The 24,934-nt window shown below is 71.8% G+C and carries 21 protein-coding genes; 11 read left to right on the forward strand and 10 right to left on the reverse strand.

Features of this window, described 5'->3' with window-relative positions; genetic code table 11:
* Positions 1-23: 23 nt before the first annotated feature.
* The 3 genes from AB0B39_RS10035 to AB0B39_RS10045 form a co-directional block, all read right to left on the reverse strand.
* Positions 24-746 carry an ABC transporter ATP-binding protein gene (locus tag AB0B39_RS10035; RefSeq protein ID WP_357574052.1) on the reverse strand — a complete coding sequence of 241 codons (723 nt, stop codon included), beginning with the start codon at positions 744-746 and terminating at the stop codon, positions 24-26.
* 120 nt (positions 747-866) lie between these two features.
* Positions 867-1,652, reverse strand: a complete 786-nt coding sequence (locus AB0B39_RS10040) for an ATP-binding cassette domain-containing protein (protein ID WP_357574053.1) — start codon at positions 1,650-1,652, stop codon at positions 867-869.
* 131 nt (positions 1,653-1,783) lie between these two features.
* Positions 1,784-2,680 (reverse strand): alpha/beta hydrolase, encoded by an 897-nt coding sequence (locus AB0B39_RS10045; protein ID WP_357492392.1) that lies wholly within the window; start codon positions 2,678-2,680, stop codon positions 1,784-1,786.
* A 182-nt stretch (positions 2,681-2,862) separates the two neighbouring features.
* On the opposite strand from AB0B39_RS10045, the gene AB0B39_RS10050 reads away from it, so the two are divergent.
* Positions 2,863-5,124, forward strand: coding sequence for a catalase (locus AB0B39_RS10050; RefSeq protein ID WP_357492394.1), 2,262 nt, complete (start codon positions 2,863-2,865; stop codon positions 5,122-5,124).
* Between the two features lie 271 nt (positions 5,125-5,395).
* Here AB0B39_RS10050 and AB0B39_RS10055 read toward each other — a convergent pair whose 3' ends face one another.
* Positions 5,396-6,265, reverse strand: a complete 870-nt coding sequence (locus tag AB0B39_RS10055) for an LLM class F420-dependent oxidoreductase (protein WP_357492396.1) — start codon at positions 6,263-6,265, stop codon at positions 5,396-5,398.
* Between the two features lie 162 nt (positions 6,266-6,427).
* Here AB0B39_RS10055 and AB0B39_RS10060 point away from each other — a divergent pair, with 162 nt between their 5' ends.
* From AB0B39_RS10060 to AB0B39_RS10070, 3 genes are read left to right on the forward strand one after another with little or no spacing between them, the layout of a single operon-like run.
* A complete protein-coding gene (locus tag AB0B39_RS10060) occupies positions 6,428-7,573 on the forward strand; it encodes an acyltransferase family protein (protein WP_357574054.1) in 1,146 nt (381 codons plus the stop codon).
* Positions 7,570-8,712, forward strand: a complete 1,143-nt coding sequence (gene alr, locus AB0B39_RS10065) for an alanine racemase (protein WP_357574055.1) — start codon at positions 7,570-7,572, stop codon at positions 8,710-8,712. The genes AB0B39_RS10060 and alr overlap by 4 nt, the downstream gene beginning before the upstream one ends.
* The gene (locus tag AB0B39_RS10070) at positions 8,709-9,728 is read left to right on the forward strand and encodes a D-alanine--D-alanine ligase family protein (RefSeq protein ID WP_357574056.1); all 1,020 of its coding nucleotides are present in this window, start codon (positions 8,709-8,711) and stop codon (positions 9,726-9,728) included. The genes alr and AB0B39_RS10070 overlap by 4 nt, the downstream gene beginning before the upstream one ends.
* Positions 9,729-9,744: 16 nt before the next feature.
* On the opposite strand, the gene AB0B39_RS10075 is transcribed toward AB0B39_RS10070, so the two are convergent.
* The 4 genes from AB0B39_RS10075 to AB0B39_RS10090 all read right to left on the reverse strand — a co-directional run bounded on the left by AB0B39_RS10075 (position 9,745) and on the right by AB0B39_RS10090 (position 13,504).
* Positions 9,745-10,227, reverse strand: coding sequence for a hypothetical protein (locus tag AB0B39_RS10075; RefSeq protein ID WP_234588851.1), 483 nt, complete (start codon positions 10,225-10,227; stop codon positions 9,745-9,747).
* Positions 10,228-10,265: 38 nt separating this feature from the next.
* A complete protein-coding gene (locus AB0B39_RS10080) occupies positions 10,266-11,735 on the reverse strand; it encodes a HAMP domain-containing sensor histidine kinase (protein WP_357574057.1) in 1,470 nt (489 codons plus the stop codon).
* Positions 11,732-12,427 (reverse strand): response regulator transcription factor, encoded by a 696-nt coding sequence (locus AB0B39_RS10085; protein WP_234588846.1) that lies wholly within the window; start codon positions 12,425-12,427, stop codon positions 11,732-11,734. The genes AB0B39_RS10080 and AB0B39_RS10085 overlap by 4 nt, the downstream gene beginning before the upstream one ends.
* A gap of 69 nt (positions 12,428-12,496) precedes the next feature.
* Entirely contained in the window at positions 12,497-13,504 is a 1,008-nt protein-coding gene (locus tag AB0B39_RS10090; protein WP_357574058.1) for a phosphatase PAP2 family protein, read from the reverse strand.
* 302 nt (positions 13,505-13,806) lie between these two features.
* Here AB0B39_RS10090 and AB0B39_RS10095 point away from each other — a divergent pair, with 302 nt between their 5' ends.
* Positions 13,807-14,310 (forward strand): winged helix-turn-helix domain-containing protein, encoded by a 504-nt coding sequence (locus AB0B39_RS10095; RefSeq protein ID WP_234588844.1) that lies wholly within the window; start codon positions 13,807-13,809, stop codon positions 14,308-14,310.
* 90 nt (positions 14,311-14,400) lie between these two features.
* Here the strand turns inward: AB0B39_RS10095 and AB0B39_RS10100 are convergent, their stop codons facing one another.
* The gene (locus AB0B39_RS10100; protein WP_357574059.1) at positions 14,401-18,813 is read right to left on the reverse strand and encodes a S8 family serine peptidase; all 4,413 of its coding nucleotides are present in this window, start codon (positions 18,811-18,813) and stop codon (positions 14,401-14,403) included.
* 243 nt (positions 18,814-19,056) lie between these two features.
* Between AB0B39_RS10100 and AB0B39_RS10105 the strand changes: the two genes are divergently transcribed.
* On the forward strand, positions 19,057-19,656 hold the full coding sequence (locus AB0B39_RS10105) for a winged helix-turn-helix domain-containing protein (RefSeq protein WP_357574060.1): 600 nt from the start codon (positions 19,057-19,059) through the stop codon (positions 19,654-19,656).
* Between the two features lie 84 nt (positions 19,657-19,740).
* Here the strand turns inward: AB0B39_RS10105 and AB0B39_RS10110 are convergent, their stop codons facing one another.
* On the reverse strand, positions 19,741-20,631 hold the full coding sequence (locus tag AB0B39_RS10110) for a diiron oxygenase (protein ID WP_234588841.1): 891 nt from the start codon (positions 20,629-20,631) through the stop codon (positions 19,741-19,743).
* A gap of 48 nt (positions 20,632-20,679) precedes the next feature.
* On the opposite strand from AB0B39_RS10110, the gene AB0B39_RS10115 reads away from it, so the two are divergent.
* Genes AB0B39_RS10115 through AB0B39_RS10135 form a run of 5 tightly spaced genes read left to right on the forward strand, consistent with a single transcriptional unit; the run spans position 20,680 to position 24,883 of the window.
* Positions 20,680-21,408: a TetR/AcrR family transcriptional regulator gene (locus tag AB0B39_RS10115; RefSeq protein ID WP_357492412.1), complete on the forward strand. Its 729-nt coding sequence runs from the start codon at positions 20,680-20,682 to the stop codon at positions 21,406-21,408.
* The gene (locus AB0B39_RS10120) at positions 21,405-21,704 is read left to right on the forward strand and encodes a DUF4873 domain-containing protein (RefSeq protein ID WP_357574061.1); all 300 of its coding nucleotides are present in this window, start codon (positions 21,405-21,407) and stop codon (positions 21,702-21,704) included. The genes AB0B39_RS10115 and AB0B39_RS10120 overlap by 4 nt, the downstream gene beginning before the upstream one ends.
* Positions 21,704-23,197, forward strand: a complete 1,494-nt coding sequence (locus AB0B39_RS10125; RefSeq protein ID WP_357574062.1) for an NAD(P)/FAD-dependent oxidoreductase — start codon at positions 21,704-21,706, stop codon at positions 23,195-23,197. The genes AB0B39_RS10120 and AB0B39_RS10125 overlap by 1 nt, the downstream gene beginning before the upstream one ends.
* A complete protein-coding gene (locus AB0B39_RS10130) occupies positions 23,187-24,059 on the forward strand; it encodes an SDR family oxidoreductase (RefSeq protein ID WP_357574063.1) in 873 nt (290 codons plus the stop codon). Before AB0B39_RS10125 ends, AB0B39_RS10130 begins: the two co-directional genes overlap by 11 nt.
* Entirely contained in the window at positions 24,056-24,883 is an 828-nt protein-coding gene (locus tag AB0B39_RS10135) for an alpha/beta fold hydrolase (RefSeq protein WP_357492420.1), read from the forward strand. Before AB0B39_RS10130 ends, AB0B39_RS10135 begins: the two co-directional genes overlap by 4 nt.
* The last annotated feature ends 51 nt before the right edge of the window (positions 24,884-24,934 follow it).

The following is a 24,934-nucleotide window of genomic DNA, read 5'->3' on the forward strand; positions in this document are numbered from 1 at the left end:
CTCCCTCCAGGGGACGAGGTGGGTCAGAAACCGAGGTACGCGTGGCGCAGGTCGTCGTCGTCCCGCAGCGTCGCCGCCGGGGCGGCGATCACCACCTGGCCCAGTGACATCACGACGCCCTGGTCGGCCACGGCGAGCGCGCTGCGCACGTTCTGCTCGACGAGCAGCACGGTCAGGCCCGTGCGGTCGCGCAGGTGGCGCAGCAGCGCCATGGTCCGGGCGACCACCCGGGGCGCCAGGCCGAGCGACGGCTCGTCGAGCAGCAGCAGGCGCGGCCGGCCGACCAGCGCCCGGCCCAACGCGAGCATCTGCCGCTCACCACCGGAGAGCTGGTGGCCGAGGTGCCGGCGACGCCTGGCGAGTGGCTCGAAGAGCTGGTAGACCTCGTCGAGGGCACGGCCGGCGTCCGCCCGGTCCCGCCGCCACAGCCCGCCGAGCCGCAGGTTCTCGTCGACGGTCAACTCGCTGATCACGCCCCGCCCCTCCGGCACGTGCGCCATGCCGCGCCGGACGAGCTGCTCCACAGGCGTACCCCCCAGGTCCTCCCCCGCGAGGACGACCTGGCCGGCGGACGGGCGGATCATGCCGGAGAGCGCGCGCAGCAGCGTCGTCTTGCCGGCGCCGTTGGCGCCGACGACGGCGGCGATCGTGCCGGCGGGCACGGTGAGGTCGACGGCCCGCAACACCGGCGCGGCACCGTAACCCGCCACCAGCCCCCGCACCACGAGCAGCTCGGCCGCGCTCACGCTGAGCCACCTTTCGTTCGCGACTGCGGGGCTCGCAAACCCGGCTCACTCCTCGCGCTCACGGTGAGCCACCTTTCGTTCGCGACTGCGGGGCTCGCAAACCCGGCTCACTCCTCGCGCTCACGGTGCGGCCTCCTCGACGAGGGCGCCGAGGTAGGCGTCGGCGACAGTCGTGTCGTCGCGGATCTCGTCCGGCGTGCCGGCGGCGATCACCCGACCGAAGTCGAGCACCACGAGCTCGTCGCAGACGGCCATCACCAGGTCCATGTGGTGCTCGACGAGCAGCACCGCGCACGGGTCGGCGTCACGCCGGGGAAGCTGCCGCACCAGCTCGGCGAGCTCGGCGATGTCGTCGGCGCCGAGGCCGCCCGCGGGTTCGTCGAGCAGCAGCAGCCGGGGCCGCGCGGCGAGCGCGCGGGCCAGGGCGACCCGCTGGCGTACGGCGAAGGGCAGCGTGCCCGGCGCGGCGTCGGCGTGCCGGGCGATCCCCAGGTCGTCGAGGACCTCCAGGGCGTGCTCGCGCAGCCGGCGCTCGTCGCGGTCGCTGCGGGGCAGCCCGAACAGCGCCGACGCGAAGCCGGCGCGGGCGGTGTGCGACGCGCCGGTCATCACGTTCTCCAGGACGCTGAGACCGGCGAAGAGCCCGGTCCCCTGCAGCGTCCGGGCGATGCCCAGTCTGGTCAGCCGGTGCGGCCGTGGTCGCAGCGGACGACCGTCCAGCGTGAGCGAACCCGACTCGGGCGTCACGAAGCCGCAGATCACGTTGAACAACGTGGTCTTGCCGGCGCCGTTGGGCCCGATCACGCCCACCACCCGGTTGGGTGGCACCTGCAGCGAGACGTCGTCGAGGGCGGTGAGGCCGCCGAAACGGACGCCGATGCCGTGCAGTTCGAGCCCGCGCTCCATCACCCATCCCTCTGCCGTGGCGGGTGTTATTTACACTCGCAGTGTACGTTTCTCGGTTGCGGCGTCAAGACCTTCAATGCGCCGACGCGACCGGGGCGGCCGCCACCGGCGACCGCCCCGAACCGACCCGCTCAGTAGCTGGGGCAGGTGTTGCGGTACTCCTCGATCGCCGACCCGCTCGGGCCCGGGCAGAGGAACTGCTCGTAGCGGGTGTCGTCGTCGACGAACCGCTTCAACCAGGCCACCATCTGCCGGGCCGTCGGCGTGTTGACCGTCTGCGGGAAGAAGTGGCTCGCGCCGTTCAACTCCAGGTACGCCTTCTCGGCCGAGGCCGGGATGCTGGTGTAGAACGGCACCGAGTGCGACGCGACAGGCGCGACAGTGTCGCTCTCGCCTCCGATGATCAGCGTGGGCACCCGCAGCTCGGACCAGCTCTTGTCCAGGTTCCACGGCGCCAGCGGCACGGCGGCCTGGAGCGACGGCCGGGCCGACGCGGCCTCCAGGGTGCCGCCGCCACCCATCGAGTGGCCGGCGACCGCGAGGCGGCTGCTGTCGATCCGGCTACGCACCGAGCTGCGCTCGGTGAGGTAGTCGAGCGCGGCGAGCAGCTGCCGGCCGCGGCTGTCGGGCTGGTCGAGCCGGGTGTTGGTCTCGATCCCGATCACCACGAAGCCGTGCGAGGCGATGCGCGGTCCGAGCCAGCTGATGCTGGACCAGGCGGCCGTGTAGCCGGGCGAGATGGCGATGGCGCCGAACGTGCCCTCGCTGGTGCTGGTCGGGTAGTAGATGACCCCGCCGCCGAAGCCGGTGACGCTCAGCGAGGACACGCTCTGCGAGGCGGTGGCGAAGGGGCCGCGGCTGGCCTCCAGGATCGCGGCGGTCGGGGCGGGGCCCCGCTCGTACGGGCTCGCCGCCTGCGCGGGGGCGGGACCGGCGAGGACGCCGGCGGCGAGCAGAGTGGCGGCCAGCGCGAGCCGGACGGCCCGAGCGGGCCCGGAACGGGGACGGGTGGTGGTTGGTGACGACACGTCGGGCACTCCCTAGAGTCGAGCGATATCGACGTTCGTCAGTCTTCGCCGCTTCGCTCGACCCCCGCATCGGTGAAATCACCAGTCCCACCCGCAGATCGGATCTACCGCGCGTTTCGACCCTCCGACCAGGGGTAGGGGTGCAGGGGCCTGCCCAAACGCTCCATGGAGAGGTTCACCCAGTGGATTCCAGCAAGCCCGCCGAGGCGGTCAAGAACGTCGTGAAGACCGCCTCCGAGAAGATCGCCGACGCTCTGACGCCCGAGGTGCCCGGCGCCCCGGGCAGCGCACCCCCACCGGTCGAGGAACCGACCACGCCCCACGACCCGCTGCCGCCGAAGCCGGAGCAGGGCCAACCGCAGACCCGTACGCCGACCGGCGCCGAGACCGGCGTGCCTTCGACCGCGAAGGGCCAGCAGGGCGCGTACCTCACCACGGCCAACGGGGCCCGACTGCGCGACACCGACCACTCGCTCAAGGCCGGACCCCGGGGGCCGGTGCTGCTCCAGGACCACCACCTGCGCGAGAAGATCACGCACTTCGACCACGAGCGCATTCCGGAGCGTGTGGTGCACGCCCGGGGCGCCGGCGCGCACGGGGTGTTCACGGCCTACGGCACCGCCGAGGCGGTCACCCGGGCCGGCTTCCTCGCCAAGGGGCGCGAGACGGACGTCTTCGTCCGGTTCTCCACCGTGCTCGGATCGCGCGGCTCGGCCGACACCGTCCGGGACACCCGTGGCTTCGCGACGAAGTTCTACACCGACGAGGGCACCTTCGACCTGGTCGGCAACAACATGCCGGTCTTCTTCATCCAGGACGCCATCAAGTTCCCCGACATCATCCACGCCGCGAAGCCGCATCCCGACCGGGAGATCCCGCAGGCGCAGAGCGCGCACGACACCTTCTGGGACTTCGTCTCGCTGCACACCGAGGCGCAGCACCACACCATGTGGAACATGTCCGACCGGGGCATCCCGCGCTCGTACCGGACGATGGAGGGCTTCGGTGTGCACACCTTCCGCCTCGTCAACGAGGCCGGGGAGACGGTGCTGGCGAAGTTCCACTGGAAGCCGAAGCTCGGCGTGCACTCCCTGACCTGGGAGGAGGCGCAGATGCTCGGCGGCATCGACCCCGACTTCCACCGTCGGGACCTCTACGACGCGATCGAGGCCGGCGCGTTCCCCGAGTGGGAACTCGGCATCCAGGTCTTCCCCGACACCCCCGAGGAGACCTTCGCCGGGATCGACCTGCTGGACGCCACCAAGATCGTCCCGGAGGAACTGGCCGAGGTGCAGCCGATCGGCAGGCTCGTCCTCAACCGGACGCCGACGAACTTCTTCGCCGAGACCGAGCAGGTCGCCTTCCACCTCGGCCACCTGCCGCCGGGCATCGACGTCACGAACGACCCGCTGTTGCAGGGCCGGCTCTTCTCGTACGTCGACACGCAGCTCACCCGCCTCGGCGGGCCGAACTTCGCGCAGATCCCGATCAACCGCCCGCACGCCGCCGTCAACGACATGCTGCGCGACGGCTTCCACCAGCACGCCGTACACGCCGGAGTGGCGCCGTACCGGCCGAACTCGCTCGACGGTGGCAACCCCTTCCCGGCCGGCGACGCCCAGCACGCGTTCCTGGACGTGCCGGTGACCGTGGCGCAGGCGCCCAAGGTCCGCGCCAACCCGGCCTCGTTCGACGACCACTACAGCCAGGTCCGCCTGTTCTGGCTGAGCATGTCGCCGGTCGAGAAGGAGCACATCATCCGGGCGTACACCTTCGAGCTGGGCAAGTGCTACCACCAGGCGATCAAGGAGCGCCAGCTCCAGTGCCTCGCCAACATCGACCCGGTGCTGTGCGAGCAGGTCGCCACCGGCCTGGGGCTGCCCGCGCCGCAGCCGACGGTGCCGCTGGCCGACGTCGCGCCGAGCCCGGCCCTGTCGCAGGTCGGCAAGGCATGGCCCGCCGACGGTCGCATGGTCGGGATCGTCGTGGACCCCGACGGTGACCTGGACGGCGTCCACGAGGTCCGCCGGGCCGTGTTCGAGGCCGGCATGGTGCCGCTGCTGATCGCCCCGCACGGCGGGATGGTGGGCGACATGCCCGTCCAGCGGACCTTCGCCACCGGCCGGTCGGTCGAGCTGGACGCGCTCCTGCTGGCCGGGGCGCCGGTGCCCGCGCCGGACGCGCTGCCCGCCCGCGACGCCAAGGCCGGCCGGCCGGACGCGTCGACAGTCGATCCCCGCGTGCTGCTCCTGGTCGAGGAGTGCTGGCGGCACGCCAAGGCGATCGGCGCCTGGGGCGCCGGCGTCACCGTGCTGGAGCAGGCCGGGGTGGCCGGCACCCCGGGCATCGTGTCCGCCGGCTCGGGCGCCGAGGCGCTGACCGGAGTGCAGCAGTTGATGGCCGCGCACCGGGTGTGGGAGAGGTTCCCCGCCTCGGTCCGCTGACCGGTCACCGACGAGGGCCGTCCCCCCGCTCCGGCGGGAGGGCGGCCCTCGTCGTCGTGGGCGAGCAGCCGGCTCCTCGTCAGCAATTCGCCCTGGATCGGGCGACTCCAGATCGGTGGCGGTCGGCGAGGCTGCCCGACCCGCCGGAAAAACAATTTCCGACGGGCGGAGCAGCCATTTGTTTGAACCTTGTCATTGCGACTCGGCGGGTGCCGCACCAGCAATCCACCGCGAATTGGCCTTGCGTTCACAATGCTCGGCCACGCCCGCGTCAGCCGATGTCGGCCAGCCGCGGCAGCACCTCGTCGCCGAGCCGCCGGGCGAACTCCACGGGGTGCCGGTCCGGCGTGACCTGCACCTCGCTGACGCCGAGCGCGGCGTAGTCGGACACCTCGGCGAGGAACGCGTCGAGATCCTCCAGCGGCGGCTTGCTGGCCAGCACGGTCTTCTCGATGCTGTCGTAGTCGCGGCCCTCGGCGGCGCAGTGCCCGCGCAGCACGTCCAGCTTGTGCGCGATCCCCTCGGCGCCCGTGCCGAACAGGTTGCAGGCGTCGGCGTACCGGGCGACCAGCAGCAGCGTCTTCTTCTCGCCGCTGCCGCCGATCATGATCGGCGGGTGCGGACGGCGCAACGGCTGGGGCGAGTTGATCGTCTCCGTAAGCTGGTAGTGCCGCCCGTCGAACGGCCCGTTGTCGTCGCTCCACATCTGCCGGCAGATCCGCAGCGTCTCCTCCAGCCGCTCGAACCGCTCGGCGACCGGCACCACGGGCACGCCGAGCCCGCGCTGCTCCCGCTCGTACCAGGACGCCCCGATGCCGAGCCGGGCCCGGCCGCCGGAGAGCACGTCGAGGGTCGTCACGGTCTTGGCCAGCAGCCCCGGATAGCGGTACATCACACCGGTGACCAGCACACCGAGCGTCATGCGGCGGGTCTGCGCCGCGACGTAGCCCAGCGTCGTGTACGCCTCCAGCATCGGCTCCTCGGCCGGGGCCAGCGCCTCCATCTGGAAGAAGTGGTCCATGACCGTGAACGAGGCCACGCCGGCCTGTTCGGCGACGGTCGCCGCCTCGGTGAGGGTCGGCGCGATGGCGGCCGGATCGGCCGGAGTCGAGAAATTCCAGTAGTGCAGCCCGAGCTTCATGTTCGGCACCTCCGCGATCGAGCCTAGTAGCGCTCCCCCCGGTTCCCAACGCGTCGCCGGCTCGATGGTCGTGGTTCCCGCACGACGATCCGGCCGAGTCCATTACCGGTTCATGACAATTCGTGGATCGGGCGCGGATATCCGGCTGGCACCTTCTGCTGAGTGATCCAAGAGCTGTCTTTCACCGAATCGCGGCCCGAGGGGTACGACGCCGACACGCGCGTCCGGTTCCGCCACCGACGGCGGCCCGAGGCCGGCGTCGCCTCGGGCCGGTCACCGCGCGTGCAGTGGGCCGACGCCGCGAAGGGCGTGTGCATCATCCTCGTCGTCGCGTGGCACGTCGTCGTCAAGGACTACCTCCAGATCGACTGGCACGTCGGCCTGCCGGTGCCCGGCCTGTGGGGCACGCTCGGCGAGCAGTTCCTGCCGCTGCGGATGCCGCTCTTCTTCACCATCTCCGGCGTCTTCGCGGCCAACGCCGTGCAGCGGCCCTGGCGCACCGTCGGCCGCGGCCGCATCGCCGGGTTCCTCTACCTGTACGCGGTGTGGTTGCTGATCCACACGGCGGTCCTCGCCCTGACACCGGACTTCCCGACCGACCGGGCCACGTCCGTCCTCGGCCTGCTGGCGCAGCTCACCCTCACGCCCTCCAACCTCTGGTACCTGTACGCCCTGGCGCTCTACTTCACGCTCGCCAAGGCGACCCGCCGGCTGCCCCGGTTGCTGGTGGGCGTACCCGCGGCGGTGTTGTCCGCCGTCGCGGCCGCCGGCCTGCTGGCCACCCCGGGCAACCGCGCGGGCCTCTATCAGAACCTGGTCTTCTTCCTCGCCGGCCTGTACCTGCGGCCGTGGATCGAGCGGTGGGCGGCCACGGCCACCCGGCGGCGACTCGTGCTGACGTCCGGGGCGTACGCCGTCGCGCTCGTCGCGATGGCGGCGGCCGGCGCCCAGCGGTGGTTCGGCGTGTGGCCGGTGGTCTCCGTCGTGGCGGTGGCGTTCGGCGTCACCGCCGCCGCCCGGCTGGCGCGGCGGCCCGCCCTCAGCGACCGGCTGGCCGCGCTCGGACGCGTCACGCTGCCCATCTACGTCATCCACATGCCGCTCCTCGCGCTGCTGCACCGGCTGCTGTCCGCCCCGGTCTCGGGGCTGGACCCGGTTGCCCAGAGCCTGCTCGTGCTCGGCTACCCGATCCTGCTGACCGCGCTCGTGATCGGCCTGAGCCTCGCCGTGCACCGCGGCGTGCTGCGGCTGCACGGCCACTGGCTGTTCGCGCTTCCCGGCACGCGCCGCCCGGCGGTGGCCGGATGAGCGCGCTGGCCGAGGCGGTGATCGACCTCGGGGCGATCGCCGACAACGTGCGTACGGTCGCCGCGGTCACCGACACCGAGCTGATGGCCGTGGTGAAGGCGGACGGGTTCGGCCACGGGGCGGTGCCGGTCGCCCGGGCCGCGCTGCGCGCCGGCGCCACCTGGCTGGGGGTGACCTCGGCGTCCGAGGCGCTGGCCCTGCGGGACGCGGGCATCACCGCGCCCACCTTGAGCTGGCTGCACCGACCGGACGACGACTTCGACACGTTGATCGACGCGGGTGTCGACGTCGGCGTCTCGACGATCACCCACCTGCACGCCGTGGCCGACGCGGCAGTGCGCCTCGGCGTGCCCGCGACGGTGCAGCTCAAGGCCGACACCGGCCTGACCCGCAACGGCGCCGGCCGCGACGACTGGCCCGACCTGGTCACCTGGGCCCGCAAGTACGAGGCGGAGGGTGCCGTCCGGGTGCGCGGCGTGTGGTCGCACCTGGCCGACGCGGACGTGCCCGGCACCCCCGGGCTGGCCCGTCAGGTGCGGACGTTCACCGAGGCGCTGCACATCGCCCGCGGCGCCGGCCTCGATCCCGACCTCGTGCACCTGGCCAACTCGGCGGCGGCGCTGTCGGCGCCCCGGACCCGCTTCGACCTCTGCCGGATCGGGCTGGCCCTCTATGGCGTCGACCCGTTCGGCGCGCTCGGCCCCGGCGCGTTCGGGCTGCGGGCGGCCCTGACGCTGCGGACGACAGTGGTCAACGTGAAGCGGGTGGCCGCCGGCACGGGTGTCTCCTACGGGCCGGAGCACGTGACCTCCGCGCCGACGACGCTGGCGCTGCTGCCACTCGGTTACGCCGACGGGCTGCCCCGGGCCACCGAGGGCCGCGCCGAGGTGTGGCTCGGCGGCCGGCGCTGCCCGATCGTCGGGCGCATCGCCATGGACCAGTGCGTGGTCGACGCCGGTGACCTGCCGGTGACCATCGGCGATCCGGTCGTCGTGCTCGGCCCCGCCGGCGACGACGCCACCCCGCCGACCGCCACCGAGTGGGCGCGCTGGGCCGGCACCAACCCAAACGAGATCTTGACCGGCATCGGGGCCCGGGTGGGCCGCGATCATCTCCACGAAAGGGCGGACGTCGCATGACAACGCGACTGGCAGTGCTGTACGGCGGACAGAGCGGCGAGCACGAGGTGTCGCGGCGCTCGGGAGAGAGCATTCTGGCCGGGCTGGACCACGAGCGGTACCAGGTCACCGAGGTGCTCATCGACACCGACGGCGGGTGGCACGTCGACGGCCGTCCCACTCCCCTGCCGCAGGCGCTTCGGGTGCTGCGCGCCCAGGACGTGGTGTTCCCGGCCCTGCACGGTCCGTACGGCGAGGACGGAACCGTCGCGTCGCTGCTGGAATGGCTCGGCGTGCCGTACGTCGGCAACGGTGTCTTCGCCAGCGCGGCGGGCATGGACAAGGGCGTCACCAAGCGGCTCCTCGCCGCGGACGGCCTGCGGGTGAGCCCGGGTGTGACCCTGCGACCCGGGGAGCACCTGTCGCCGGCCGAGCGGCAGCGACTGGACCTGCCGGTCTTCGTCAAGCCGGCGCGGGCCGGCTCCAGCCTGGGCGTGGTCCGGGTGACGGACTGGGCGGCGCTGCCCGCCGCAGTCGAGCAGGCCCGCGAGGTCGATCCGAAGGTGCTCGTCGAGCAGGGGGCGCGCGGACGGGAGATCGACGTCGCCGTCCTGCAGTACCCCGACGGCCGGGTGCAGGCCGGGCCGCCCCTGGAGATCCGGGTGAACGGCGCGGGCTTCTTCGACTACGACGCGAAGTACGACGGCGGGGCCGTCTTTGAGATCCCCGCCCCGCTCGATCCGGCCACCACCGAGGTGCTCCAGGACCGGGCGATCCGCGCCTTCCACGCCCTCGACTGCCGAGGCCTGCTGCGGGTCGACTTCTTCCTCTCCGGCGAGGGCGCGGAGCCCATCGTGAACGAGGTCAACACCTTCCCGGGATTCACCGCCGCGTCGCAGTTCCCGCAGATCTGGCAGCGGGCCGGGATCGAGTTTCCCGCCCTGCTCGACATCCTGATCTCCGGCGCGCTCGTCGACAGTCCTCGGGTCGCCTCGTTCGGGCTGCCCCGGCCGGCACGGGCTGTCGATCTGGTGTGAGCGGCGTTCGCCCCGGTCACTCGAGCCAGCAGGGCCACGCTGGCCGGGTGCCGTCCGGCCCGACGAGGGTGACCGGGGTGGCACCGTTTCCCGACATGGAGAACACCACGGTGCAGATGATCTGGTTGGCCGCGACTGTCGACAGCGGCAGCACGGCACCCGACATCGTCACCGTGATGCCGGGCTCGTCGACGCTCGGCGCCACCTTGGCCGGCGCGGCGTCGGATGGCACCTCGCTGCTGAGCCCCGCCTCCCGCTCGGTCGGGGTGGGACCGGCCGCGAGCAGCGCGAGCGCGTCGGCCGGCGACGACGGACCGGGGCCGGGTTTCGTCGCGCGCAGGACGAGCGCCAGCTCGCCGTGCGAGATGAGGTAGAGACCCGCGCCCGCGGACGGCCCGCTCACCGCGGCGCGGCCGGTGATGACGTCGCTGGGCCGGACTCCGCAGCCGGCCGTGAGCAGGGTGAGCAGAAGCCCGACCGCGAGCAGCGTCCGCGTCACGCGTCGGCGCGGCGCCGTACGTGTCCGCCACGCGCCGATCACCGTACGCCTCCGGCGTCCACGGTCTCCGACGCCACCCGGGGCAGGCGCAGCGTGAACACCGCTCCGCAGTCGGGGGTGTTGCCCGCCACCAGACTTCCCGGCTGACCGGCGTGCCGGTGCAGTCGCGCGTTCTCCCACGCGATGGCGAGGCCCAGGCCGCTGCCCTCGGAGCGGGTCCGCGCGGTGTCGGCCTTGTAGAAGCGGTCGAAGACGTGCGGCAGCACCTCCGGGTCCAGCCCCGGCCCGTGGTCGGCGACCTCGATGGTGATCCAGTCCGGTTCGGCGCGCAGGCGTACGGACACCGGCTCGTGGCCGTGCCGGAAGGCGTTGCCGACCAGGTTGGCGACTATGACGTCCAGCCGGCGGGGATCGAGCCGGGCGATGACACCGGACGGCAGATCCGCCTCCACCCGATCGGCCCACCGGCGCAGCCGCAGGGTCGCGTTGACCGCCGCCGCGACGTCGACGTCGTCGAGGGCGAGCCGGGCGGTGCCGGAGTCGAACCTGCTGACCTCGATGAGGTCGTTGACCAGCTGGGTGAGGTTCTGGGTCTCCTGACTGACGAGCCGGGCGGCCTGGCCGGCGTCCCCCGGCAGCCGGTCCGCCTCCTCGTCCAGCACGTCGGTGACCGCCGTCATCGCGGCCAGGGGCGTACGGAGTTCGTGCGACACGTCGGCCACGAAGCGCCGCGCGTCGGCCTCCATCCGCCGCAGCTCCCCGACCTGACGCTCCAGGGTCCCAGCGGTGTCGTTGAAGGTGCGGGCCACGTCGGCCAGTTCGTCGACACCCCGAACGGTCAACCGGGTGGACAGGTCGCCCTCGCCGAGCCGGCGTGCCGCGCGGCCCAGCTCCCGTACCGGCCGCAACACGCCCCGCGCGGCCAGCAGGGCCAGCAGGACGGCGAGGATCAGGGAGAGACCGCCAGTCACCCACGCCAGCATGGCGAGCCGGTCGATGCTCTGCTGTTCGGAGTCGAGGCTGCGCACCGAGTAGACCTCCACGCCCGACGGCACGGACGTTCCGTCGGACCTGTCGAACCTGAGCTGCGTGCCGATGAGCAGCAGGTGCTTGCCGTGGCGATCGACGCGCTGCCAGGCGATGCGACCGCCCGCCACCTCCTGCCGCAGCTCCGGGGTGAGCACGTCGGACTCGTCGACGACGCTCTGCGCCCACAGATCCCCGTAGCGGACCACGGCGTCCCCCTCCCGGTCGGAGAGGCGCTGGGCCAGCATGTCGAGTTCCTCCTGGTTCGGCGGCAGACCGACGATCGGATACACCTTCGACAGCTCGTCGGTCAGCGACGCCACAGCCGCGTCCTGCGCCTGCTGGAGGATGACCGTCCGGGCCTGGAAGTAGCTTCCGCTGGCCACCACCGCCGTGGTGGTCACGCCCAGCAGGGCGAAGGCCAGGAGCAGGCGGACGCGCAGGCCCAGTGCCATGGCCCAGGCCCAGTGCCAGGGGGTCACAGCGGCCCGAACCGGTATCCGAAGCCACGTACCGTCTGGATGTAGACCGGCGCCGACGGCTCGTCCTCGATCTTGGCGCGCAGCCGCTGGACGCAGGCGTCCACCAGCCGTGAGTCGCCGAGGTACCCGTGCTCCCACACGGCCTCCAGCAGTTGCTGGCGGCTGAGCACCTGGCCTGGCGTGTGCGAGAGTTCGAGCAGCAGCCGCAGCTCCGTCGGGGCCAGGCTGACCGGCGCCCCGTCCTTGCTGACCACCAGCGCGGCCCGGTCGATGGTCAGGGCGCCGTGCTGGTGCAGCCCGGGCCGCTCGGGGCCGGGGCGCCGCGAGTCGCCGCCGGTGCGTCGCAGCACCGCCCGGATGCGCGCTTCGAGCACCCGGGCCTGCACCGGCTTGACCACGTAGTCGTCGGCGCCTGCCTCCAGGCCGGCAACCACGTCCATGTCGTCGTTGCGGGCGGTGAGCATGATGATGGGCAGGTCGCCCTGCTGCCGGATCCGGCGGCAAACCTCGAACCCGTCCATACCGGGCAGCATGAGATCGAGGACCACCACGTCGGACGCCGCCGTCTGCAGTCGTTCCAAGCCTTGTTCGCCGGTCGCCACGGCGACGACCGAGTGGCCCTGCCGGGTGAGCGCCAGCTGCAGTCCGTCGCGGACCGTCTGGTGATCTTCGATCAGCAGGACCTGTGGCATGCCGTCCAGTATCCCATCATGAGATTTATTCGCCTTTGGTCGATGTCTCGCGGGTCGGGTATCGACCCGTCAGCGCCCTGCCGTCCTGCTGTCCGTCGCCAGCAGGCGCTCCATGGACCCCGGGTGGGCCGCCTCCCGCTGCGGCCGATCCACCGGCCCTGTGAACTCCACCGACGCCACCAGGAAGACCGCCACGCCCACCGCCAGCGCCGTCAGCACGGCCGCCGCCGAAATGGCCACGAGCGGCCCCCACGGCAGTCCGGCGGCCGGACCGGGCAGCAGCACCCGAACCACCCAGCCGAGCACGATCAACCCCACCGCCGCCTCGGCGAACGCGCGCCAGGCGCGACCGGCGACCGGCATGGCACCTGGGCGCGGCGCGTCGCCGCCACGTCGGAGCGTCAGCGCCGCCGCGGCCAGGCAGAACAGCGCCGCACTCAGCAGGACGCCACCGAGCACGTCACTGAACCGGTGCCAGCCCGCGATCATCGTGGCCGCGCCGATCACCGAGACAGCCGCCGCGCCCGGCACGACCGACCACCGTCGGGCCCAGCCCGGCAGGACCAGCAGGTAGGCCAGCACCAGAGCCGTCGCGACCGCGACGTGGCCACTGGGAAAACTGTTGTGGGTGGTCGAGCCCTCGATCGCGAAGTCCGGACGGGGCAGTGCCGACTTCACCGCACCGGCCGTCACGACCGCGCACAGCACCAGGCCCACACCCGTGAGGCCGGCCAGCAGTCGACGACCGAGCAGACCCACCACCAGCACCCCGCCGAGCAGGGCGGCGAGCGTCGAGGGCCGGCCGAAGTGCCGCAGGACGACAGTCGCCGGCCCGAACAGATCGCCGGGCTGCTCGTATCCGCCACCCCGTTCGGCACGCGGCAGGAGCAGCCCGTCGATCAACTGACCCCGGTCGGTCCACACGAACAACAGGCCGGTGAGGCCCAGGGCGAACAGGAAACAGACAGCCGCTGCGAGCAGCCGCAGGCCCGGCGCAACGGCGGCGCCGCCGGACGGCAGCGCCCGCGCGGGTCGAGGCGAGGACCGACTGACGGGGTACGACGATCCGTGAGGCATGTCGACCATGTTCGGCCGGCCAGGTCCGGACGCCGTCCGTGGATTGTCTTCGTTCTGTCACAACCGCCGGTCACCACCGGAGAAAACCGGGCGATCCCGCTTCCCGAACCCCCGCCGACCCTTCGTTGTCGCCAAGCCGTCCGCACGGCCGTGACGTCGACAGTCATTCACATGCTTACATGCAACTATGTTTTACCCAGCCGAGACGAGCCACCACTAGGGTCAGGACGCCGATCGATGGTCGTCCTCGGCGGTGCGAAAACCATCCGGAGTGATTGTGGGGAACCGGAAGGGGTTGGGCAATGCAGGGAATTCCGGTCGCCTCGCTGGTCATCGGCATCGCGTCCTCGCCGGCTGAGCGCCGGCAGTTGGCCCGCCTGCTCGGCGGGACCGACGCCTTCCTGATCGTCTCGAACGTGGACCAGGCGCGGGAGTTCCTCGGGGTGGTCGAGATGCCCCCCGTCGCACCTCCTCCCGCCCAGACCGTGCTCGCGGAGGTGGCGCCGAGCCCGCAGCCGCCGCCGGATCTGAGCGTCGACTCCGACCGCCGGGTGCTGCGCTGGCGCGACCAGGAGATCGACCTGACCCGACTGGAGCACGACGTGCTGCTCTGCCTGGTCGACGCTCCCGGGCAGGTCTGGACCTACGAGCGACTGCACCTTGAGGTCTGGGGCAACCGGCACCTCGGCCGCGGGTCCGACATGCACTCCGTGGTTCGTCGGGTGCGTCGCAAGCTGGCCCGGCTCGACGCCGCCACCACCATCCACGCGGTCCGCGGCGTCGGCTTCCGGCTCGCGCCCGTCTGAGCGCGCGCCCCGCCGTCGCGAAGGCCGGTCCGGCCCGCCTGGTCGAGGACCAGGCGGGCCGGATGGTGCGCTACCGCTTACCGCAGGGTGTCAGCACCGGATGGGTGCCAACGCGAAGTTCTCCACCGCGGGAGTGGTGGTGTCGATCCTCGTCTGACGGGTCTGGGGCTTCCAGCCGTCCTTGGCGACGATCATCGTGAGCGGGTTGTTCCGGCGGTCCACCCAGTAGGCGTACTTGCCGGCGCTGTCGGTCGCGAACGTCCACGACATCGCCCACGAGTCCACCTGGACCACCGCGCCGGCGATCGGCGAGGTCGCGCCCTGGCAACTGGTCCCGGTCACCGTGCCCATCAGCTTGCCCCAGGTCTTCGGGGGCGTCGCCGTCATGGTCACCGCCACCGGCGCCACCGAGTACGGCGTGTTCTCCTTGATCGTGACCGCACCCGAGTAGGTGCCCGGCTGGTCCACGTTCGCCGTCATCCCGACGGTGACAGTGACCTTCTCCCCCGGCGCGAGGGTGACAGTCGACTTGTCGATCGTCATCCAGCTGACGTCGGCCGCCGCCTCGACACACCCCTCGAAGCCCGGCAGCACCTCACTGTCCGGTGCCGCGTTGAAGCTGCCCGACGAGCCACCGATCTTGTAGAAGCCACACGCCGCGCCACCCCGGTACCGGGCGGTGTTGGCGTTCGGCAGGTTCGACCACGAGCTGGTGGCCGGGTCGTAGGCGAAGCCGGCGTTGCTGATGGCGCCGCCCTGCGAACCACCCACGACGAGGAGCTTGCCGCTGGCCACCGCGTACGAGCTGGCCCAGTTGTCCGTCGGCGCGTCGGCGATGGCGGTCCACGTGTTGGCACCCGGGTCGTAGGCGTAGCTGGCCTTCTGCGCCGCGGTGCCGTCGTTGCCACCGGTGCAGTAGAGAACACCGTCGATCCCGCCGCAGGAGGCGAAGGCCACCGACTTCGGGTAGTTCGCCAGCGTCTCCCAGGCGTCGGTGCCCGGGTCGTAGCGGACCACGGTGTTCGACATCGGCACACATTCCGCGGTGGTGCAGCCGCCGACGGCGTAGAGCTTGCCGCCGACGACGGCCTGCCCGGCCGCGGAACGCGGCGCCGGGTTGTCGGCCAGTTCGGTCCAGCTGTTGGCCCCCGGGTCGTACGACCAGGTGGCGGCGTCGGGGCCCTCGGCGCCCCAGCCACCCGTTGCGATGATCTTCCCGCCGACCACGCCAACGGTCAGCGCGTTACGGGCGCCCGGCAGGTCGGCCGCCGCCGTCCAGGTCTGCGCGACCGGGTCGTAGGCGTAGGTCTTCGCGGTGGAGGCGCTTCCGTCGCCACCGCCGATCGAGTACACCTTGCCGTCCAGGGTGACGACCCGGTTGTCCATGATGTTGGTCGGGAAGTCGGTGATGTCCGTCCACGGGGCGGCCTGCGGGCCGGCCGCGGCGGTGGTCGCCGACGTCGCCTTGCCGGACGCCCTGGCCGCGAACGACGTCGGGACGCTCAGCCGCTGCTCCGGTGCGCCGGCCGCGCCGAGCACCTGCTGCCGGGTCACCCGGGAACCGTCCGCCCGCAGCAGCTCGAAGCCGTTGTCCCGCTCGCCGAAGCCGACCTCGACCGGTGCTCCGCCGGTGTTGGTCACGGTGAACGTCCTGGTGGCCTTGCCGCTGGGCATCTGGACCGTCGCGCTCAACTGGGTGGGTGTCACCGACAACCGGCCGGCCGCGAGGACGAAGTTCGCGGCGGTGGCCCAGTCGGGTTCGACGTCGACCTGCTTGCTCTGGCTGACGTAGTTGCCGGCCGTCGCGGTGAACTTGTGGGTGCCGGTCAGCGTCGAGTAGATCCAGTAGAACCCGTCGGGCAGTCCCGGGTCGTCCGGGGTCGCCACGGTGACCGCCTTCTCGGCGGGCCGGTCGTTGCTGGTGACGGTGGCGCCGTTGACGTAGCTGTTGTCGTTCTTGTCGCGGACGTTGCCCACGACCAGACCGCCGTCGACCGGCACGCAGGTGACCTGACTGCCGATGAGAACGTTGTCGACCTCCCACCACCACTCGTACGAGGCGTCGTAGTAGTGGAACCGCACCTGGACCTGCGCCTTGCCGGCCGCCTGCGGAATCGGGATCTCGGTGAGCTTCGGGCCCCGGACGTCGGTCTCCTGTCGGAGCACGTTCGTCCAGGTCGCGCCATTGTCAATGCTCAGGTCGACGTCTGCGGTGTCGTCGTTGAGCTGGTTGAAGTCCTGGTTGAACCGGATGACCGGGGCCGTGACGCCGGTCAGGTCGACCACCGGGCTGACCAGGGAGGTGTCCTGGCTGGTGCCCGCGCCGTAGTCGTCGCTGTCGATCATCGCGAAGTTGCCGGTGCCACCGGTCAGGTTGCCCCGACCGCCGTCGTCGGTGAACTTCCAGACCTGACCGCTGCCCGCGTTGTCCACCACCGTCCAACCGGCCGGGGTGGTCGTCGCGTCGAAGGTCTCGTACTCGCCGTCGGAGCCGAACGTGTAGCCGGGCGCCGTCGTGCACCTGGTGGTGTCCACCGGCACCGCGACGTTGGCGGTCACGTTCCGCGTCCCGACCACGACCTCCTTGGTGACCCTCTGGTAGCCCGGGTACTGCACCTCGTACGTCAGGGTGTACGTCTGCCCGGCCGGCAGCGTGATGCTGTATCGGCCGTTCGAGGGCGTCGTGTAGTCGTACACGCCGGACGGGCCGCTCACGGTCACCTTCGCGTACAACGGCCAGCCGTGGCCGGAGCCGTCGGTGACCGAGCCGGTGACGTTGACGCGCGGCACCGCCGTCAGGGCGACGTCGAGCGTCGTGGTCGCGCGGTTGGCGACAGTCGCGGACTTCGTGGTGCTGCCGTAGCCGAACGCCGACACGACGACCTGGTAGTCGCCGGTCGGGACCTGGGTCGAGTAGGTGCCGTCGGCGCCGGTGGTGATCTCACGCGACGCCGGACCGGTGAGGGTCACTGTCGCGCCGGCGATCGGTGCGCCGGTGGCCGCGTCGGTGACCGTGCCGGCCAGGGTGCCGACGTCGCCGGTCGGGGCGGCGTTGAGCAGCGCGAGGGCGTCCAGCCGGCCCTCACCCCAGACGTTGTTGTCCGCGGCGGTACCGCCGCACTGGTCGTCGGCCTTGTCGACAGCGGTGCCGTTGAGCAGCGCGCGGGTTCCGTCGACGTCACCGATCAGCGACGGCGCGGCCGAGTACAGCAGGGCGATCGCGCCCACCAGGTGCGGGGCGGCCATCGACGTGCCGCTGGCGGCGGCGTACCCGTTGCCGGGAACGCTCGACCGGACGTTCACGCCGGGCGCGGAGATGTTGGGCTTGATCTCGCCGTTCTGCCCGACGCCGCGCGCCGAGAAGCTCGCGATGGTGTTGTTGACGTCGTACGCGCCGGCTGAGTAGTTGCTGGCGAGGCTTCCCGGTGAGCCGCTGGTCTGGCACGCCGGCCCGCTGTTGCCGTTGGAGAAGACCCCGAAGATGCCGGACGCGGCCCAGGCCAGCGTCACGTCCTCCATGAAGGGCTCGTTCGACGGGTTCCGGGTGCCCCAGGAGTTGTTGATGATGTTCGGCCGCTTGCTGGCGTCCGGGTTCTGACCGCGCAGGTCGGTCGGTTCGAGCATCCACTGGCCGGATTCGATCAGCGCCGCGTCGGTCGGGCAGCAGCCGTTCGCGGCGATCCACTTGACGCCGGGCGCGACACCGATCTGGTTCGCGCCGGCGGAGCCGGCCATGGTGCCCATGGTGTGCGTACCGTGGCCGTCGTCGTCGCAGGGCGCGTCGGCGCACGTCCCGGCGGCGTTGAACCAGTTGTAGTTGTGGTCGAACGTGCCGTCGCCGTTGTTGCCGCGGTAGGAGTTCACCAACGCCGGGTGGTCGTACTGCACGCCGCTGTCGATGCTGGCGATGGTGACGCCCTCGCCGGTGACGCCGTACTGGGACCAGACGTCGTCGGCGTTGATGTTGGCAACGCCCCACTCGACGGAGTTGACGGTCTTCTCGTCGGTGCCCTTGGTGAGTTCGGGCAGCTTGTAGGCGACCGGGGCGTAGAGGCCCTCGACCTCGGCGTGGGCGGCGAACTTCTGCGCCATCGCCAGGGAGCCGCTGTTCACCTTGATGGCGTTGGTGGCCCAGAAGGTCTGGTACTTCGTACCCGAGCTGTCGAGTTCGGCGCGGATCTTGCCCTGGCTCCCGGCGGCGGTCTCGCGCAGCGTCTGCGCGACTGCCGCGCCGCGCTTCGTCCAGTCCTTGATGGCACTGGCCTTGCTCAGGTCGGCCCGGTCCTTGAACCGAATCCAGAAGTCCCCTGCGGTCTTGGCCTCAAGCTGCCGGGCGAGCTCCGGGCGGATCTTGTCCCCGGCGGCGGTGCCCGCTCCCAGCGAACCGGGCGCGGCCTGCGCGCCGGAGCTGACGCTGACCAGGCATGTGGCGGCGAGGATCGTCGCCGCGCTGGCGCTGACCAGCGATTTGGCCGTGCGTCTCCATTGTGGACGTCTGAACATCGGTGCTGCCTCCCTCAGAACGACCCAGGGGTGTAGTGGGCCATGGTGAGAGTGCGCGAGATCCAGCTCGGTGGAGCCGAGCGAACGGACCCCCTCATGCCTCCCCATGCACCGCGCGGGTCACGCCGGTTGCCCGAGTGGACACTATGATCGAGAGGAAAGGACGATCAAGAACTTGCTGTGAGCAACTTGTCGCTAACGGTTGCCCTGCTGGCGGCGCGCTTGCCAATCATTGTCAGGACCATGACGACAGCTGGGCAGGGATGCCCATCGATCCCGGGCGGTGTGGTGGCCGAGGACGACGAGACGGCGGCGGACGGGTCCGACCCGACCGACGAGCCGTTTCCGTTGCTGATCGCGGTGACGCCGTCCCCTACCGAGCGCATCCGGCTCGCGGAGCGTCTCGACGGGATCGCGCCGCTGCTGCTGGTGGCCGACCTCGACGAGCTGCGCCGGCTGATCGCGGTGCCGCAGCAACGAGCCGGCCCTCTCGGCGAACCACAGTCGAGCCCGACGCCCACCGTCGAGCCCGAGCCCGCCCTGGTCATCGACTCGGCCCGGTCCACCGCCCGGTACGCGGGTCGCGAGGTCGACCTGACCCGGCTGGAGCACGACCTGCTGACCTGCCTGATCACCGAGCCGGTCCGGATCTGGAGCTACGCCGAGCTGCACCGGTCGGTCTGGCACGACGAGGGACGCGAGCGCAGAGCGGACGTGCAGTCTCTGGTGAAGCGGCTGCGCCCCAAGTTGCGGGCCCTCGGCGCCGGTGCCACGATCGAGGCCGTACGCGGTGTCGGATTGCGCCTCACCGGCCGGCACGAGCCGCGGATCGGGCGTGCCTGACGGCTGCCTGATGTGGGCAGTTCATCGCCACCGTCCCGCCGCCGGCAGAACCCGTCGACGCCGCGCCCGCCCGGACGACGGCCGTCAGATCAGCCCGGCCCGGGCCCACAACCGCCGCCCCGGCCCGCCCACCAGCCCGACGCCCGCGAGGTGGTCGTGCACCCGGGCCGCCGACCACCGCAGCGTGGCCTGCCAGTGCGGGTTGGCGCGGGCGGCGGCCCGGCCCACCGCCGGCGGGATCCCCACCGCCGCGTACGCGTCGGGGTGCACGAGACGGTTGGCGATCGAGTGTGCGGCACGACCGACCAGCAGGCGGGCGTACGCCATGCCCACCGGTCCGGCAGCCGCGACCTGGCGGGCCAGCTCGTCGCGGGCGAACCGCACGTGTCGCGCCTCCTCGACGACGTGGATGCGCGAGACCATCCGGATGAGCGGCTGCAGCGACTCGTCCACCATGATCTCGCGCTGGAACGCGTCGAGGATCTCCTCGGCGACGAGGATCGCGGCGTACATCCGGGGGCCGCTGGCGGTCGCCTTGAGGAACCGGCCGAGCAGGTGGTCGAGCGGGTCCGCCCGGTAGACGGGACAGCCCATCGCCTCGATCAGCCGACCGAACATGATCGAGTGCCGGCACTCGTCGGCGACCTCGGTCAGCGCGTACTGGGCGCGCGGGCTGGTCGGGTCGGCGTCGTAGTAGTGCCGGATCAGCATCTGCATGAGGATCGTCTCGAACCACAGACCGGCGCTGGCCGCGCTGGCCACCTCGTGCTTGGTGAGTTCGATCCGCTGCTCCTCGCTCAACCCGGACCAGAGCGGGGTGCCGTAGAGGCTGCTGCGGTGCGGCGGAAGCCAGTAGGCGCCCGGGGTGTGCGGCGCGTCCCAGTCGATCTCGACCACCGGGTCGTAGCTGGTCCGCAGCGACGACGTGAGCAGCCGTTCGGCGACCGCAGCGCCCTGGGGTTCCGCCGTCTCCATGGTTCCTCCATATTGACGTGACGACCGGTAACTGTTACGAGTAGTAGCATGCAATCGCCGCGTAAGGATGTCAATGGATCCGACCCGCCGGGCGCATCCGACGCCGACGCCCCGAGAGTGAAGGGCAACGGTCGCCGGGACCGCTGGGCAGGCCACCGCGAGCAGCGCAGACAGGCGCTCGTCGGCGCCGCCGTACAGGCCCTGCTGCGGCACGGACCCGAGGTCGACATGGACCAGGTCGCGGCCATCGCCGGCGTCAGCAAGCCGGTGCTCTACCGCTACTTCACCGACAAGTCGCAGCTCTGGATCGCGGTGAGCGAGGTGGTGGCGGCCCGGGTCGTGGACGCCATCGCGCCCGCGATCGAGCAGGTCCGAGAGGAACGCGCCCTGGTCGAGGCGACTATCGACGCGTACCTCGGCGTGATCGAGTCACAGCCCGCGCTCTACCGGTTCCTCATGAGCCAGTCCGGGCAACCCGGCATCCACCAGGTCGTCGCCGGGACCAGCCGGCAGGTGGCCGCCGGGCTGGCCCGGGTGATCGGCGACCGGCTGCGCGCGCTCGGCCTGGACGCCGGCCCGGCCGAACCCTGGGCGTACGGCCTGGTGGGGTTCGTGCAGGCGGTCGGCGACTGGTGGACCACACACGGACAGCCGCTCAGCCGCAGCGCCCTCACCGGCTACCTGACCACCCTGCTCTGGAGCGGGATCGAGGGCGTCCGGGCCAGCGCCGACCTGCCACCCGAGCTGACCCGCGCCCACGAACGGATCGTGCCGTGAGCTATCACGGTCCGGCGAGTATCGCGGGCAACGCGGTACGGGCACACCTCAGCGGACGGTGGGAACCCGTCGACGGCCGCTTCCACTGGGGTGGGCGCATCGAGCCGGACCCGACCGTGGCACGACTGCTGCGCTCCGGTCGCCGCGACGTCGAGCTGCGCATCGCCGACCGGGCCCGGCCCGCCCGACTGGCCGAGGTCGACCCGTGGGGCGGCGTACGGATCACCGGCGTGGGTGATCCGCCCTGGCCCTCGCAAGCCGGACCGGACGTCGCGTCCGAGCATCTGGAGGACTGATGGACACGGACGTTGCCATCGTCGGGGCCGGTTTTGGCGGCCTGGGCGCGGCCATCGCCCTGCAACGGGCCGGCTTCAACGACTACCTCGTCTTCGACCGGGGCGACGACGTCGGCGGCACCTGGCGGGACAACACCTACCCCGGCTGCGCCTGCGACGTCCCGTCGCACCTCTACTCCTTCTCCTTCGCCCCCAATCCCCGCTGGTCCACCACCTTCTCCAGCCAGCCGGAGATCAGGGACTACCTACGCGGCTGCGTCGACCGCTTCGGGATCGGCCCGAAGCTGCGGCTGCGCCACGAGGTGCACGAGGCACGCTGGGACGACAAGCGCCAACGCTGGCTGCTGCGCACCTCCGGCGGGGATCACACGGCCCGGGTGCTGATCTGCGCGGCCGGCCCCCTGAGCGAGCCCGCCATGCCCGATCTGCCGGGCATCGACGAGTTCGCCGGTACGGTCTTCCACTCCGCCCGCTGGCGGCACGACCACGACCTGACCGGCCGCCGTGTCGCGGTCATCGGCACCGGCGCGTCGGCGGTCCAGTTCGTGCCGCGGATCCAGCCGGCCGTCGACAGACTGACGCTGTTCCAGCGCTCCCCCGCCTGGATCATGCCGAGGCGCTCGCGCCGCATCAGCCGGGTCGAGCAGGCCGCGTTCCGCACCGTGCCCGGCGCGCAGCGGGCCGCCAGGGCCGGGCTGTACCTGCTCCGCGAGACCATGGGTCTGGGCTTCCTGCACCCGACGGTCAACCGCCTCGCCTCCCGGTTGTCCCTGCGGACGCTGCGGCGTCAGGTCACCGACCCGGCCCTGCGCGACAAGCTCACCCCCCGGTACGCCATGGGCTGCAAACGGGTCCTGATCTCGAACGACTACTGGCCGTCGCTCACCCGGCCGAACGTCGACGTGGTCACCGAGGGCATCGCCCGGGTCGTGCCGGACGGCCTGGTCACCGCCGACGGCGTGCACCACCCGGCGGACACGATCATCCTCGGCACCGGCTTCCACGTCACCGACTCCCCCGTCGTGCGGCGCATCCACGGCCGCGGCGGGTGCAGCCTGGGTACGGCCTGGACGCCCAGCATGCACGCGTACCGGGGCACGACCATCGCCGGCTTCCCCAACCTGTTCTTCCTGCTCGGCCCGAACACCGGGCTCGGGCACACCTCGGTGGTGCTGATGATCGAGGCGCAGTTGCGCCTGGTGCTCGCGGCTCTGCGCCACCTGCGGGCCACCGGCGCGCAGGCCATCGAGCCGACCACGGAGGCCCAACGACGCTGGACCGAACAGATCGACAGGAAGATGGCCGGGACCGTCTGGCAGACCGGCTGTTCGAGCTGGTATCTCGACGCCACCGGCCGCAACACCACCATCTGGCCGGGCTTCGCCACCAGCTTCCGGATGCGCCTGCGCCGGTTCCACCCCGCCGACCACCGGCTGATCACGGCCGGCCACAGCCCCAACGAACCGGAACGGGAGCACGCCGATGCGGTATGACCTGGCGGGCCGGACCATCTTCATCACCGGCGCGGCGCGCGGCATCGGCGCCGAACTGGCCCGCGCGGCCGTCGCCCGGGGCGCCCGGGTCGCGCTGGCGGGTCTGGAGGGCGAGCGGCTCCGGCAGCTCGGCGACGAGCTCGGCGCGCACTGGTACGAGTGCGACGTCACCGACCAGGCGGCGCTGGACGCCGCGGTGGCTTCCACAGTGGACCGATTCGGTGGTGTCGACGTGGTGGTGGCGAACGCCGGCATCGCCAACCTCGGCACCGTTGCCGTAGGGCCGGTCGACGCGTTGGTGCGTACCGTCGAGGTGAACCTCTGCGGCGCGATCCGCACCGTCAGCGCGGCGCTGCCGCACGTCACCGCCGCGCGGGGTCACGTCCTGATCGTCTCGTCGGCCGCGGCCTTCACGGCGATGCCCGGCATGGCTGCCTACTGCGCGTCCAAGGCGGGCGTGGAGCAGTTCGCCAACGTGCTACGCCTGGAGACGCGCTCGGCTGGCGTCACCGTCGGCACCGCGCATCCGATCTGGATCGACACCGACCTGGTCCGCGACATCCGTGCCGACCTGGCGTCGTTCAACGCCACGCTGCGCCGGCTGCCGTGGCCGCTGTCCACAGTCGTCCCTGTCGAGCAGTGCGCCGACGCACTGCTGAGCGGCATCGAACGCCGCAGACGCAAGGTGTACGTGCCACGGTCGCTGGCCTTGGTGCAGGCGCTGCGGCCGGTGGTGCTCAGCGGCCTCTCGGACGCGCTGATCACCAGGTTGGGCGGCCGCACGATGGTCGGTCAGATGGAGGACGAGGTACGCCAGCTCGGCCGGTCCTTCGGCAGGTCGTCGGTGGAGGGGCGCAGATGAGCATCCACTTCCGTCGCGCGGGCAGCGGTGAACCGCTCGTGCTCATCCACGGCATCGGTCACCGCCACCAGGCGTGGGAGCCCGTGTTCGACAGGCTCACCGCCCACCACGAGGTGATCGCCCTCGACCTGCCCGGCTTCGGGAACTCACCGGTGCCCGACACCGGGATGCCCGCCGACATGGCCGCCACCGTCGCCGCGATGCTGCCCGTCCTGACCGAGTGGGGGCTGGAGCGTCCACATGTGGCCGGTTACAGCCTCGGTGGGGCGATCGGTCTGGAGCTGGCCGCGACCGGGGCGGTCGCGTCGGCCACCGCCTTCTCCCCCGCCGGCTTCTTCACACCGGCCGAGCGGCGCCGGGCACTGGCCATCCTCAGGATGCTGCGGGCCAACTCGCGCCTGCCCACCCCGATCATGCGGGTCGCGTTGCGCTCGGCGTACCTGCGGGCGTTGTGCTTCGCGCCGCTGATGGCCCGCCCGACGTTGTTGGACGTCGACCGCGCGGTGGGCGACGCGCTCGCCCTGCGGCGAGCGGTGGGCTTCAACGCCGTGGCCCGAGCCTCCCGCGACTACCGCTTCGACTGCCTCCGGCTGGCCGACGCGGCGGTGCCGGTGACCATCGGCTGGGGCGACCATGACCGCATCTTCGCCGTCCACCAGGCCGAGCGCGCCCGGGCCGGGCTGCCGGCGGCCCGCGTGGTGACGCTTGCCGGTTGCGGGCACGTGCCGATGAGCGACGACCCGGATCTGGTCGCCACGCTCATCCTGGAGACCACCGGCGCCGTTCCCCGCACACCGGGACCGGACCCGTCGGTGGCCGCCTAGCGAGGCCGGTTGGCACGGAGCAGGAGCGCGAGCCCGCCACCAGCACTTCCG

The sequence above is a fragment of the Micromonospora sp. NPDC049114 genome, from assembly GCF_040648635.1.
Lineage (GTDB): Bacteria > Actinomycetota > Actinomycetes > Mycobacteriales > Micromonosporaceae > Micromonospora.